The sequence below is a fragment of the Tritonibacter sp. SIMBA_163 genome (assembly GCF_046535935.1).
In the GTDB taxonomy this organism is placed as follows: Bacteria; Pseudomonadota; Alphaproteobacteria; order Rhodobacterales; family Rhodobacteraceae; genus Epibacterium; species Epibacterium scottomollicae.
Map to the genome: position 1 here is coordinate 659,923 of NZ_JAWJBP010000001.1, position 13,801 is coordinate 673,723.

Sequence of the window (13,801 nt, forward strand, 5' to 3'; positions counted from 1 at the left end):
AGGCGGCAATGGCGCAATGCGCGTCAGACTTCAGGCGGCGAGCAAAGGAGCGCTCATGGCACGACGTGCGGTGAAAACCCAAGGCGGCAACGAAGAGCGTGAAGGCTCCCGCAAGATCGGGGTGCTGAAGGCACTCTGGCCGTTCATGCGCCCCTACAAGACCATGATCTTCGCGGCACTGGCGGCCCTGACACTGACTGCGGGCGTCTCTCTGTCGCTGCCGCTGGCGGTGCGCCGGGTGGTGGACAATTTCCGCATCACCGATGCCGCGCTGCTGAACCAGTATTTCACCGCCGCGATGGTGATGGCGGCATTGCTCGCGGTTGGCACCGGTCTGCGCTACGCGTTGGTCACCAAGCTGGGCGAGCGGGTGGTGGCCGATATCCGCAAGGCGGTGTTTGATCGCATCATCGGCATGAGCCCGGCCTTCTTTGAGCGGATCATGACCGGCGAGGTGCTGAGCCGGATCACCACAGACACCACTCTGATCCAGTCGGTGCTGGGCTCTTCTGCCTCGGTCGCGCTGCGCAACCTGCTGATCTTTCTCGGTGGTCTCGTTCTGATGCTGCTGACCTCGGCGAAACTGACGGCGCTTGTTTTGCTGATCGTGCCCGCGGTGATCGTACCCATTCTGGTGCTTGGACGACGTCTTCGGGTGATCTCGAAGGAGAATCAGGACTGGATTGCGGCCTCCTCCGGCAACGCGGGCGAGGCGCTGAGTGCAGTGCAGACCGTGCAGGCCTTCACCCACGAAGACATGAGCCGCGCGCATTTCTCGGATATGACCGAGACCGCATATGACGTGTCGCGCCGGCGTATCCAGACCCGCGCCTGGCTGACGGTGATCGTGATCTTCCTGGTGTTCTCCGGCGTGGTAGGCGTGCTGTGGATCGGCGCCAACGATGTGCGCTTTGGCGACATGACCGAAGGCGCGCTGGTGCAATTCGTGATCTATGCGGTGATGGTGGCAGGCTCTGTCGCGGCGCTGTCGGAAATCTGGAGCGAGCTGCAACGCGCCGCAGGGGCGACGGAGCGTCTGGTAGAGCTGTTGCAGGCCGAGGACAGCGTGACGGACCCCGCAGCCGCACAGGTGCTGGCCGAGCCGGTGCGCGGCGAGCTGACCTTTGACAACGTGTCCTTCACCTATCCGTCGCGTCCCGACACCTCTGCACTGGATCAGGTGCAGCTGACCATCCAGCCCGGCGAAACCGTGGCCTTTGTTGGTCCTTCGGGGGCGGGCAAGACCACGATCATCCAGATGATCCAGCGGTTCTATGATCCGCAGTCCGGCGAGGTGCGTCTGGACGGCGTGCCGCTGACGGCGCTTTCGCGCGGTGAGTTCCGGCGTCATATTGCCATGGTGCCTCAGGATCCGATCATCTTTGCCGCCACCGCGCGCGAGAATATCCGTTTTGGCCGTCCGGACGCCAGCGATGCCGAAGTTGAGGCCGCCGCAGAGGCTGCGGCCGCGCATGATTTCATCATGAAACTGCCCGAGGGCTACGACGCCTATGTGGGTGAGCGTGGCGTGATGTTGTCGGGCGGGCAGAAACAGCGGATTGCGATCGCACGTGCCATCCTGCGCGACGCACCGGTCTTGTTGCTTGACGAGGCGACCTCGGCACTCGACGCCGAGAGCGAAGGTCTGGTGCAAGCCGCCTTTGAGGATCTGAGCCGCGATCGCACCACCATCGTGGTGGCGCATCGCTTGGCGACCGTGAAGAAGGCGGATCGCATTGTGGTGATGGATCAGGGACAGATCGTGGCGGTGGGCACCCACGACAGCCTTGTGGCCGAAGGGGGGCTCTATGCCCGTCTCGCGCGGTTGCAGTTCACCGATGGTCAGGCCGTGGCCTGAGCCCGGATTTGCCTGCGCGCCGTCTCCCTGACAGTGCGCGCAGGCATGAAATTGCGCAGCGTCATATCTGAACTTCCTTTACGTGAACCTCGTGTCTTGCTTGCACGGCCAAGGTATTCCAATCATCGTGGCCCTGAGGAACAATCAAGATCCGTGGGACGGGCTAGGGGAGGAAGAACATGGCTTTTGCAACGACCGCGGATGTCGCGGCGATCGAACAGGAATGTGCCTGGGCGGATCGCGACGTCCCCAAGACGCTCTATGGTCTGCTGTCGCGCACTGCGGGCAACTTTCCAAACAACCGTGCCGTCAGCTACCAGATCTTTTCCGGTCCGACCGACAAGGCAGAAACGCTGACGTGGTCCGAGTTGAAAGACAAGACCACGCAGGCGGCCAATCTGTTCCGGTCCCTGGGCGTGGGCGAAAAGGACGTTGTTGCCTACGTGCTGCCCAATGCCAACGAGACGCTGATCACCATGCTGGGCGGCGCGGTGGCGGGTATCGTGAACCCGATCAACCCGCTGCTGGAACCAGAGCAGATCGCGTCCATTCTACGCGAGACCGGCGCCAAGGTTGTGGTGACGCTCAAGGGCTTTCCCAAGACCGACGTGCCGCAGAAGGTGGCCGAGGCGGTGGCCCATGCGCCCAGCGTCAAGACCGTGCTGGAGGTGGATCTCAACCGCTATCTGACGCCGCCGAAATCCTGGATCGTGCCGCTGATCCGGCCCAAGGTGAACAAGGCCCACGCCCATGCGGACTACAAGTGTTTTCGCAAGGAAATGGCCAAGCAACCGACCGAGCTGACCTTCCCTGACAGCGACGGCGACCGGGTGGCCTGCTACTTCCACACCGGCGGCACCACCGGCATGCCGAAAGTCGCACAGCACACCTATCAGGGCATGATCTACAATGGCTGGCTTGGGCACACGCTGCTGTTTACCGAGGAGGACAACATCATGTGTCCTCTGCCGCTGTTCCATGTCTTTGCCTGCCATGTGATCGTCATGGCGGCTGTTGCGTCTGGCGCGCATGTGGTGTTTCCGACGCCGCAGGGATATCGCGGCGATGGGGTTTTCGACAATTTCTGGAAGCTCTGCGAGCGCTGGAAGATCACCTTTATCATCACCGTCCCCACGGCGATCTCTGCCAAGATGCAGCGCCCGGTGGATGCGGATGTCTCTACCATCAAGACCGCGTTCTCCGGCTCGGCCCCGCTGCCGCTGGAATTGTTCCGCCGCTTTGAAAAGGCCACCGGGGTCACGCTGGTTGAGGGCTATGGCCTGACCGAGGCCACCTGCCTCGTCTCCTGCAACCCGGTCGAGGGGGAGAAGAAGGTCGGCTCCATCGGCATTCCATTCCCCTATGCCGACGTGAAAATCATCAAGGGCACGCCCGAGGGGCTGAAGGAATGCGGCACTGACGAAATCGGCGAGATCTGCGTCTATACGCCGGGTGTGTTCCCCGGCCATACCTACACGGAGACCGACAAGAACATCGATCTCTACTATCAGGACAAATACCTGCGGACCGGGGACTTGGGGCGCGTGGATCCGGACGGCTATCTCTGGATCACGGGCCGGGCCAAGGATCTGATTATTCGCGGCGGCCACAACATTGACCCGGCGGAGATCGAAGAAGCCCTGCTTGGCCATGATGCGGTGGCCTTTGCCGGTGCGATCGGCCAGCCGGATGCCCATTCGGGCGAGCTGCCCTGCGCCTTTGTCGAGCTGGTCGATGGGGCCTCCGTCACCGAAGAAGAGCTGCTGGCGCATTGCAAACGCCATATTCACGAACGGGCGGCGATCCCGAAGCATATGACCATTCTGCCGGAGCTGCCCAAAACCGCTGTCGGTAAGGTCTTCAAGCCGGATCTGCGCCGTCACGCGATCATTCGCGTCTATGATGCGGCGCTGGAGAAGGCAGGGTTGGACGCGCGCGTGACCTCTGTCATCGATGACAAGAAGCGCGGGCTGGTGGCTCAGGTCACATTGCACGGCAGTGGCCCCGAGGACGTCGGCAACGTGTTGTCTGCCTTCACCCGGCCCTGGGACGAAGCCAAGCCCGCGTCCTGACATCTGCGATCACGCCGTATCACTGGAAAAGCACGCCACCTTTGGTGTGCTTTTTCCATTTTACCGTTTCCAACCCGGACTTGCGGTCCTAGGCTCGACCTGACTGAGGACGCCGATGGGTGGACACTATGGATTATGAAAAGCAAATTGACGAAGAAACCTGGGCCTTTATCCGGGAGACGGGTCGTCATTACCCCGAAGACACCGTGGATCTGAGCATCGACGAACAACGCGCGGTCTACAACAAGATGGCCGCGGCCTTTCGCAAACCGCGTTCCGAGGTGGTCGAGGTCACCGAGAAGACGGTCGAGACGGTTTCGGTGCGCATCTACGAGGCCGGAGATCCCACCCGGACGGTGATGTATTGTCATGGCGGCGGCTTTGTCGTCGGTGATCTCAACAGCCATGATGATGTGTGTTCCGAAATTTGCGAGCAGACCGGCTACCGTGTGGTGGCCGTGGACTATCGGCTTGCACCTGAAAACGAGCACCCGGCGCAGTTCGACGACGCCTGGACGGTGCTGCAATGGATCGCCACGACATATGACGGGGGCGTGGTTCTTGCAGGTGACAGCGCGGGCGGGACGCTCAGTGCCTCAGTGGCACATCACGCGCGTGGTCGTGTTGATGCGGTCTTGGGCCAGGTGCTGATCTATCCGGGGCTTGGCGGTGAACACACTCTGCCTTCCTACAACGAACATGCTCACGCGCCGATGCTGACGCTGGAGGATGTCAAATTCTATGCAGACGTGCGCAGCGGCGGCACACCGGTCAGCAATGACCCCACCTATGCGCCGTTACAGGACAGCGATTTTGCAGGACTGCCGCCGACGGTGATGTTTTCTGCCGATTGCGATCCGCTGCGCGATGATTGCCGCGCCTATCGCGATGCCATCCACGCGGCGGGCGGAGTCGCGGAATGGATGAATGAGACGGGTCTGGTGCATGGATATCTACGCGCCCGTCACAGCGTGGGCCGTGCGCGTGATAGTTTCGAACGTATCGTGCTGGCGATTGAGGGGCTGGGACAAGAAATTTGGCCCTACGACGAGTGACCTCAGCGAGCGTGGCCAGCTCTTGACCTGATAGCGATGTGGACCGGGGCGAGGACGTGTCGCGCTGGTGACCGCGTGACGTTGAGCGGATCGGGCTTGCCCGCATGAATAGGCCGCCGCGGAGACGCGGCGGCCTGTTGTTTCCTCAGCGCAAGAATGCCCCGGCTTTCATGCTGTCTGCAACCGGCGCGCCAAGGCGGTTCAGGATCGTCGGCGCCAGCTGCCGCTGGTCGATCACGTCGTCCGGCGCCGGCCCCTCGGCCTCGCCAAAGTAATAAAGCGCGGTTTCCTGTTGCAGCGGGTGGTGTCCGCCGTGGTGGCCTCGGTCGTCCTGGCCATGGTCGGCAGTCACGATCACCTCATAGCCCATGGCACGCCAGCGCGGAATGAAGGGGGCCAGCATTTCGTCCATCACGAAACAGGCTTTGTCCATCTCGGCGCTTTCGTGAAAGAACCGGTGCCCCATGCTGTCCAACGTGCAGGTGTGCAGCATGCCGTAGTTGAGATCGAAGCGACCACAGAGGTTGGTCAGCGTCGCAAAGAGATCCACATCTGAGGGCGTCATTTGATTGTCGTGGCCGTAACCGGTCATGGAGTGAAACCGACCATGGTTGATGGTGGTGCTTTCGGGTTCGTCATACTCGATGTCGCGCACGTAATCGAAGGGCGAGCGGTTGAAGAACTCTGACCAGAAGCTATGCGCCACGGCGCCTGTCGTGCCGCCGCCCTTGCGGACCTGCGAGAACACATCGTCCTCCTTCAGGCGGAACACATTGCCGTTGCCGGTGCAGCCATGCACCTGCGGCGAAACGCCTGTGTGGATCGAGGCGTAGCAGCTGGCCGAGATCGACGGCAGCACGGCGCGGTGTTTCCAGACGCGCGCCTCGCCCGACTGAACCCAGCCTTCGAGGTTGCCGAACAGGCGGCGGAAATTGCGGTAGGGCACCCCATCAAGGATGATGAGCAGGAGTTTGCGGTCCATGTGAGAGGTCCTGGGCTGGGGGTGGTCTGTTGGTGCTCAGGACAGCGCCCGAGCCTAGGGTGGGCGTGAAGCGCCCTCCCTGGGGGGAGGGTCGGGCCCTGTCCGGCCTTGCGGCCGAACAGGGCTTTTGTTGTCTTGCGCCCGCATCGAGCGGACGCTGCCGGTTGGCAGGAGGCGGGCATCAGTTGCCCGCGCTCTCCATCTTACGATTGGCGATGACCTCTTCCAGCCAGCCCAGCTTCATCTCCGGTACGGAGCTGAGCAGGAGGTCGGTGTAGTCATCAAACGGCGGGCTCAGCACCTCCGTCTTGCCGCCGTAGCGCTGCACCTTGCCCTTGTACATCACCGCGATGTTGTCGGAGATCGCCTTTACCGTCGCCAGGTCGTGGGTGATGAACAGATAGGCCACATCCTCGATCTTTTGCAGGTTGAGCAAGAGTTTCAGGATGCCGTCCGCCACCAGCGGATCCAGCGCCGAGGTGACCTCGTCGCAGATGATCACCTTGGGCTTGGCCGCCAACGCGCGGGCAATGCAGACACGCTGCTTCTGACCGCCCGACAGCTCTGCCGGGTAGCGGTCGATGAAGCCGTCGCCAAGTTCGATCTCATCCAGCAGCTCCTGGATCCGCTTGCGCTTTTCCGCGCCGCGCAGACCGAAGTAGAACTCCAGAGGCCGACCGATGATGGTGCCCACGGTCTGACGCGGGTTCATCGCCACATCCGCCATCTGGTAGATCATCTGCAACTCGCGCAGATCCTCGCGGGTGCGGTTCTTGAAGTCCGGCGACAGGGTGCGACCGGCAAATTGGATATCGCCCTCACGTGGGGGCAATAGCCCGGTGATCACCCGCGCCAGCGTCGATTTGCCGGAGCCGGATTCGCCGACCACCGCCAGCGTCTGGCCGGGGTAGAGGTCGACGTTGACGTTGTGCAGCACATCGAACTTGGTGCCGGAATAGCGCGCGGTGACATTGCGCGCCGACAGCACCGGCTCCTCGGTGGGGGCCTTTTCCTCGTGATCGATGGAGCGCACGGAGACCAGCGCCTGGGTGTACTCCTCCTGCGGCTCATTGATGATCTGGTTGACGGGGCCGTATTCCACGGTCTCGCCCTGACGCAGCACCATGATGTCATCGGAGACCTGTGCCACCACCGCGAGGTCGTGGGTGATATAGAGCGCCGCCACCCCGGTGTCGCGGATCGCTTCCTTGATCGCCATCAGCACGTCGATCTGGGTGGTCACATCCAGCGCCGTCGTGGGCTCGTCAAAGACCACCAGATCGGGTTCGGGGCAGAGCGCCAGCGCGGTCATGCAGCGCTGCAGCTGACCACCGGAGACCTGGTGCGGATAGCGCTCACCGATGTTGTCCGGATCGGGCAGGCCCAGCTTGTCAAACAGCGCCCGCGCCCGGGCCTCGGCATTCTTGCGAGAGAATTTACCCTGCTCGACCGCAGCTTCGACCACCTGTTCCATGATGGGTTTGGCCGGGTTGAAGGAGGCGGCGGCGGATTGCGACACATAGGTCACCTCGCCACCGCGCAGCTTGCGGATATCGCTGAGTTTGGACTGCAGGATATCGCGGCCGTTGACCCAGACCTCGCCGCCGGTGATCTTCACGCCGCCACGGCCATAGGCCATGGAGGACAGACCGATGGTGGACTTGCCGGCGCCGGATTCCCCGATCAACCCGAGCACTTTGCCCGGCATCAGGTCAAAGCTGACCCCATGCACGATCTCGATATCATGGGGCTTTTCGCCCGGCGGGTAGACCGTGGCGCCGATTTTCAGGTCGCGGACCTTCAGAAGTGGTTCGCTCATCCGCGGCCTCCTTTCAGCGATGTGGTTCGGTTCAGGACCCAATCGGCCACCAGGTTCACCGAGATCGCGAGGGTCGCGATGGCGAAGGCGGGGATCAGGGCGGCGGGAATGCCGTAGACGATGCCGTCCTTGTTTTCCTTCACGATACCGCCCCAGTCAGCTTCGGGCGGTTGCACGCCAAGGCCGAGGAACGACAGGGTGGAGACAAACAGCACCATGAAGATGAAGCGCAGGCCCATCTCGGCCACCAGCGGCGAGAGAGCGTTGGGCAGGATCTCGCGAAAGATGATCCAGACCGTGCGCTCACCGCGCAGGCGCGCAGCTTCGACAAAGTCCATCACCTCGATGTCCACGGCGACCGCGCGGGCCAGACGGAACACGCGGGTGGAGTCCAGAAGACCCATGACGAGGATCAGCATCGGCACGGTGACAGGTGTCACCGACAGCACCACCAGAGCAAAGATCAGCGTCGGGATCGACATGATCAGATCGACGAAACGCGACAACGTCTGATCCACCCAGCCACCTGCCACCGCGGCAAAGATGCCGAGGATGGAGCCGGTGGTGAAGGAGATGATGGTCGCCACGGTGGCGATGAAGATGGTGGTCCGGCCGCCATAGATCATGCGGCTGAGGAGGTCGCGACCGATGTTGTCGGTGCCCAAGAGATAGTCGGCGCTGGAGGGCTCCCAGACATCGCCGACCACTTCGGCCATACCATAGGGCGCGAGCAGGGGCGCAAAGATCGCGCCGAGGAAATAGAGGGCCGTGAAGAACAGGCCGATGAGGGCGGATACGGGTATATTTTTCATGTCCGTGTCCTTACTTCGGGTGCCGCAGGCGCGGGTTCGACAGGATCGAGACGATATCGGCAACCATGTTGAGCCCGATGTAGACTGCGGCAAAGATCAGACCACAGGCCTGCACCACCGGCACGTCGCGTTTCGACACGTGATCGACCAGATACTGCCCCATGCCTGGGTAGACGAAGACCACTTCGATCACCACGACGCCGACAACCAGATAGGCGAGGTTCAGCATCACCACATTCACGATCGGAGCGATCGAGTTGGGGAACGCGTGACGCCAGATCACCTTGAAGGTCGAAAGCCCTTTCAGTTCAGCGGTCTCAATATAGGCGGACTGCATCACGTTCAGGATCGCCGCACGGGTCATGCGCATCATGTGGGCAAGCACCACAAGCGTCAGCACCGCAACGGGCAGGGCGATGGAATTGAGCTTCTGCCACAGGCTCATGCTGTCGTTGATCATGGCGACAGAGGGAAACCAGCGCAGTTTCACGGCGACCAGATACATCAGGACGTAGCCGATCAGGAATTCAGGGATGGAGATCGACGCCAGCGTGACGCCGGAGATCAGCTTGTCCGGCCAGCGGTCCTTGTAGCGCACCGACAGAAGGCCGAGAAAAATCGCCAGCGGTACGGCGATCAGCGCGGCCCAGAAGGCCAGGAACAGCGTGTTCGACAGGCGTGACCCGATGGCGGATGTGATGTCCTGCCCAGAGGTCAGAGCAGTGCCAAGGTCTCCCTGCAGGGCGCCAAAAAACCATTGGAAATAGCGGGTCACGGGCGGATCGTTCAGGCCCAATTCAGCGCGCAAATTCTCCAGCGCTTCGGGCGTTGCGGACTGTCCGAGGATGGACTGGGCGACATCGCCTGGAAGGATCATGGTACCGGCAAAGATCAGCACGGAGATCATCAACAGGAGAATGAGACTCAGCGCAATGCGCTGAGTCAGTAGTTTTAGGACAGGGTGCATATCAGGCTTTGACCCACATTTTCAGCGGGGCATATGCGTTCATCAGGGCGTGGCCTTTCACGCCTTCAACCCAGCCGTCTACCTTGTCGGATGTTGCATCGACGAAGTCGTTGAACATCGGGCAGATCAAGCCGCCTTCGTTGCGCACCATGTCGGACATGTCCGCATACATCTGCGTCCGCTTGGCATTGTCCAGCTCGCCGCGCGCGGCGATCAGCATCTGGTCGAACTGCTCATTGTTGAAACGGGTGTCGTTCCAGTCTGCCGTGGACAGATAGGCGGTGGTGAACATCTGGTCCTGAGTCGGACGGCCACCCCAGTAGGAGGTGCAGAAGGGCTGCTTGTTCCAGACTTCGGACCAGTAGCCATCATTCGGCTCGCGCTTGATTTCAAGCTCGATACCGGCTGCCGCCAGCGATTGCTGGAACAGAGCCGCCGCATCCGGCGCACCCGGGAAGGAGTTGTCGGAGGTCCGCAGAAGAATGGAGCCGTCATAGCCCGACTTCTTCATGTGGAACTTCGCCTTGTCCGGGTCGTATGTGCGCTGCTCGGCCGCGGTGAACAGCGGGTAGGAGGCGTTGATGGGGCTGTCGTTGCCGACGGAGCCAAAGCCGTTGAGGATCTTGTCGACCAGTTCCTCACGGTTGATGCCGTATTTCAGCGCCATCCGAACGTCGTTGTTGGCAAAGGGATCCGTGTCGCAATGAGCGATGAACACATAGTGGCCCGGACCTGCGGTGGAATGCACGGTGATGTTGGGCGCGCGGTCCACCAGTTTGGCGGTGCGGGGCGGCACACGGTCGATCATATCCACCTGACCGGCCTGCAGCGCGGCGACGCGCGCGGTGTTGTCGTTGATGACCACGTATTCGATGGTTTCCGCGTTGCCCAGATCGCCCCAGTAGTTGGGGTTTTTCTCGGCCACGAAACGCACGCCCATGTCGACGGCCTTCATCACGTAGGCGCCGGTGCCGATCGCTGCGGCTGGGTCGTCCTTGCCGCCATTGGGCTGGATTACAAGGTGGTAGTCGGTCAGCAGATAGGGCAGGTCGGCGTTCGGGCTGTCGAGTTCAAACACCACGTTGTCGCCGTCAGCCGATACTTTGGTGATCGACCGCATGATGCCAAGCGCGCCGGATTTGGTGTCTTCGCCGGAGTGGCGCTCCATGGTGGCAACCACGTCTTCTGCGGTCACGGCTTTGCCATTGGAGAAGGTGATGCCGGAGCGGATCTTGAAGGTCCAGGTCTTGGCGTCGGCAGATGCTTCGAAGCTCTCTGCAACCATTCCGTCCAGACCGCCGTCTTCGGCCAGTTCGACCAACGGCTCGCCCCAGAGGCGGATCACCGAAAGCGCAACCTGATTGGTGGCCAGCGCCGGATCCATACTGTCGGTGGTGGAGCCACCCTGCAGGCCGACACGCAGCGTGCCACCGGCCTGAGGACCGGCCGCCTTTGCAGCGGATGCCAGCAGCGTGTTTGCACCCAATGCGGTGACACCCAGCGCCGCGGCGCGGCCGAGGAATTCGCGTCGGCCCATACGGCCCAGAGCGGCTTCCTGTGCGAGGTGTTTGAGATAATCGTTCATGCGTTGTCTCCCTATCGAGGTTACGAGTAGGCCCCGGTTTTTTCTTGAATGGTGGTACAAGATTTGCCGATTTGGCACACTGGGGCAAGGAATAATGCCAGAAAATTGCGTCGGACTTGCTGGGAGTGCCGGGATAACCGGCCCTTGAGAGCTCCCATCATGGCCTGCGAATGCTCTGGCTGAGCGGGGGTGTTACCCCGGTCTTGCGGACTTGTTAGGACGATCATCGGTGTCCAGCCAGACTGTAACAGGACCGTCGTTTACAAGTGAAACTTTCATGTCAGCTCCAAATGCGCCGGTCGCAACGGGCAGACCCGTAGCCCGCATTTTGTCGCAAAAACAATGATAAAGCTCTTCTCCTTTTGATGGTGGCGCGGCTTTGGAAAAACCGGGCCTTGTGCCGCTGCGGGTGTCTGCGGCTAGCGTGAACTGGCTGACCACCAGCACTGAGCCACCGACATCCGCAACCGAGCGGTTCATCTTGCCCGCGTCATCGCGAAAGATGCGCAGGCGTGAAATCTTGTGCACCAAATGTTCGGCCTCGACCTCGCTATCGCCCTGCATGGCGCAGATCAGGATCAGTATTCCGGGGCCGATCTCGCCGATGGTGGCAGAGTCGACGGTGACGCTTGCCGCGCTCACACGTTGCAACAGGGCGCGCATGGCTGTCCTTCCTGCGGCGGTTCAGGCGCCGCGCCAATCGGTGAAGTCTTTGATCGCGGCCCGAGTGGTGCGAAACCCGTTGGCGGGATGATCCGGATCCTCGTAGCCGAAGCTGATCGCACAGAGGATCAGCCGATCCTCCGGTATATCATAGAGCTGGCGCAGCAGCGGCGCATGGGACGCGACGGCGGCTTGCGGGATCGTTGCGACCCCCAGCGCCTGCGCCGCAAGGGTAAAAGCGGCGACAAAACCGCCGCAATCCATTGCGCCATAGGAGCCCAGTTCAGCCGGGCTCGACAGGATCGCGCAATGGGGGGCACCAAAGAGGGAGAAGTTCTCCATCATCTGTCGCGCGGCCCCCTCCCGGTCGCCCTTTTGCACGCCGACCGCCTCATAAAGCGCCCAGCCGCAGGCGCGTCTGCGGGCCTGATAGGCGCCGGAATACCGCGTGGGAAAGGCAAGGTCAGGTTCATGGTCACCGGCAGTTGCAGCCTCGGTCAGAGCCGTGCGCAGCCGGTCGGTCTCCGCGCCGCTGGTAATCGTGAGCGCCCAAGGTTGAGCGTTGCACCAGGAAGGCACTTTGCAAGCGGCGTCCAAGATCCGGGTGATCACCGTGCGGGGTACTGGATCGGGCCTGAACCCGCGGCAGCTATGCCGCGTGCTTAGCAGGTGGTCTAACTCGCTCAAAGCGCTGTTGGACAATGTATCGTCTCCCCGGAATTTGGCGCGAACATGCAGGGGGAGTCGCGAAAAGGCAAGCAGGTGTCGGAATTTAACTCTGTGACGCGAGGTAGGCCACGCCAGCCGCCACGATCAGACCCAGCACAACGGCGCCTGCGATCTTCCACGCGGAATAGGGGCGTTCGCCCTGCACCCGGCCCGACTGCCCGTTCACCACAAAGCGATAGCTTTGACCGCGGTATTTATAGGCGGCCATCCAGACCGGCAGCAGCACATGTTTGAACGTCACCGCGCTCACATCGGTATCGACCGAGCTGATGCGCTGGCGGTCGCCGCCGATATCGAACTTGATGTCGCGTTCGATCACCCGGTCCATTTTCCGGCTGGCATCGGCAAAGCCGGGCTCAAGGTCGATGGTATAGGCCTCAGCCCGGAACCCGGCCAGATATTTGGGCTGATAGGGGGCCAGCTGCGACAGATCCCAAGGCTCCAGCCCTTCGGTATATTTGCGCGGCAGGCTTTTGGAGGCGAGCACCAATACGTCGTCAAAGAACCGCTGCACGCGCCCACGGACATTGGACCAGCGCACGCGAACTTCGGTGCGCACCTGCGGTTTGCCGTCGACCATTACGGTGCGGCTGACGGTATATTCCGTGCCGCGCTGGCCGGTGTATTGGCTGTGGGTCTGGGCGTCATAGGTCCAGTAGGGGACGTAGATCCCATCCATCTTGCGCCCTTTACGGGCATATTCCTTGAGGCCATTTGGCGCAAACCACAGCCCGCCCAGCCAGTCTTCCATCGCCGTGTGCGCGGCGCGTTCGTCGAACTGAAAGGGCAGGACACCCTTGGGTTTGATGTGACGGTTCTCGCCGGTGTCCGCCACCACGGGAGTGGCGCAGAAGGGGCATTCCAGCGCATGCACCGAGGGGTCAAACTCCACCTGCGCGGCACAATTGGGGCAGGAGGAAACGCGGGTCACTTCCATCTCGGCGGCAGGAAGCTGTTCGCGCAACGCGGCGAGGAAATCTAGCTCCTTCAGGGCGCTGCCGCCCCATGGGCTCTCTGTCAGGTCTTTTTGGTGGCCACAGTGATCACAGATCAACGCGCCTTCTGCCGGCGCAAAGCGATAATCGGCTCCGCATTGTTCACAAGGAAAGCGGTGCGTTTCCTCTGCTTCTTGGGGGGCTGTGTCCATTGCGGGCGGGGGCGGCGGTGTCTGGGTCACGGCGATGGGGCTCTTTGAACACGGTCAGGGCAAAAATGGCCGGGCACCAAAGCGCCCGGCCAGAATAGGGATCGGCGAGTGG

At 61.8% G+C, this 13,801-nt stretch carries 11 protein-coding genes; 3 read left to right on the top strand and 8 right to left on the bottom strand.

All coding sequences use genetic code 11. The annotated features are described in order from the left end of the window. Positions 1-55 precede the first annotated feature (55 nt). The 3 genes from R0J92_RS03085 to R0J92_RS03095 all read left to right on the top strand — a co-directional run bounded on the left by R0J92_RS03085 (position 56) and on the right by R0J92_RS03095 (position 4,985). Entirely contained in the window at positions 56-1,858 is a 1,803-nt protein-coding gene (locus tag R0J92_RS03085) for an ABC transporter transmembrane domain-containing protein (RefSeq protein WP_106162895.1), read from the top strand. A 179-nt stretch (positions 1,859-2,037) separates the two neighbouring features. After that, complete coding sequence (locus R0J92_RS03090; RefSeq protein ID WP_411050685.1) at positions 2,038-3,930, top strand: acyl-CoA synthetase; 1,893 nt, start codon at positions 2,038-2,040, stop codon at positions 3,928-3,930. A 128-nt stretch (positions 3,931-4,058) separates the two neighbouring features. Next, the gene (locus R0J92_RS03095; protein ID WP_317386566.1) at positions 4,059-4,985 is read left to right on the top strand and encodes an alpha/beta hydrolase; all 927 of its coding nucleotides are present in this window, start codon (positions 4,059-4,061) and stop codon (positions 4,983-4,985) included. Between the two features lie 145 nt (positions 4,986-5,130). Here the strand turns inward: R0J92_RS03095 and R0J92_RS03100 are convergent, their stop codons facing one another. The 8 genes from R0J92_RS03100 to R0J92_RS03135 all read right to left on the bottom strand — a co-directional run bounded on the left by R0J92_RS03100 (position 5,131) and on the right by R0J92_RS03135 (position 13,689). After that, positions 5,131-5,967 carry an alkaline phosphatase family protein gene (locus R0J92_RS03100; protein ID WP_411050686.1) on the bottom strand — a complete coding sequence of 279 codons (837 nt, stop codon included), beginning with the start codon at positions 5,965-5,967 and terminating at the stop codon, positions 5,131-5,133. Positions 5,968-6,148: 181 nt separating this feature from the next. Next, a complete protein-coding gene (locus R0J92_RS03105; protein ID WP_106162891.1) occupies positions 6,149-7,786 on the bottom strand; it encodes an ABC transporter ATP-binding protein in 1,638 nt (545 codons plus the stop codon). Continuing rightward, entirely contained in the window at positions 7,783-8,598 is an 816-nt protein-coding gene (locus R0J92_RS03110) for an ABC transporter permease (protein WP_106162890.1), read from the bottom strand. Before R0J92_RS03110 ends, R0J92_RS03105 begins: the two co-directional genes overlap by 4 nt. Before the next feature lie 10 nt (positions 8,599-8,608). Beyond that, positions 8,609-9,565: an ABC transporter permease gene (locus R0J92_RS03115; RefSeq protein ID WP_317386565.1), complete on the bottom strand. Its 957-nt coding sequence runs from the start codon at positions 9,563-9,565 to the stop codon at positions 8,609-8,611. Between the two features lies 1 nt (position 9,566). After that, complete coding sequence (locus tag R0J92_RS03120) at positions 9,567-11,150, bottom strand: ABC transporter substrate-binding protein (RefSeq protein WP_411050687.1); 1,584 nt, start codon at positions 11,148-11,150, stop codon at positions 9,567-9,569. A gap of 192 nt (positions 11,151-11,342) precedes the next feature. Beyond that, positions 11,343-11,813 (bottom strand): D-aminoacyl-tRNA deacylase, encoded by a 471-nt coding sequence (gene dtd / locus R0J92_RS03125; RefSeq protein WP_411050688.1) that lies wholly within the window; start codon positions 11,811-11,813, stop codon positions 11,343-11,345. Positions 11,814-11,834: 21 nt separating this feature from the next. Continuing rightward, entirely contained in the window at positions 11,835-12,515 is a 681-nt protein-coding gene (locus tag R0J92_RS03130) for a nitroreductase (RefSeq protein ID WP_411050689.1), read from the bottom strand. Between the two features lie 70 nt (positions 12,516-12,585). After that, positions 12,586-13,689 (bottom strand): TFIIB-type zinc finger domain-containing protein, encoded by a 1,104-nt coding sequence (locus R0J92_RS03135; protein ID WP_411050793.1) that lies wholly within the window; start codon positions 13,687-13,689, stop codon positions 12,586-12,588. Positions 13,690-13,801 lie beyond the last annotated feature (112 nt).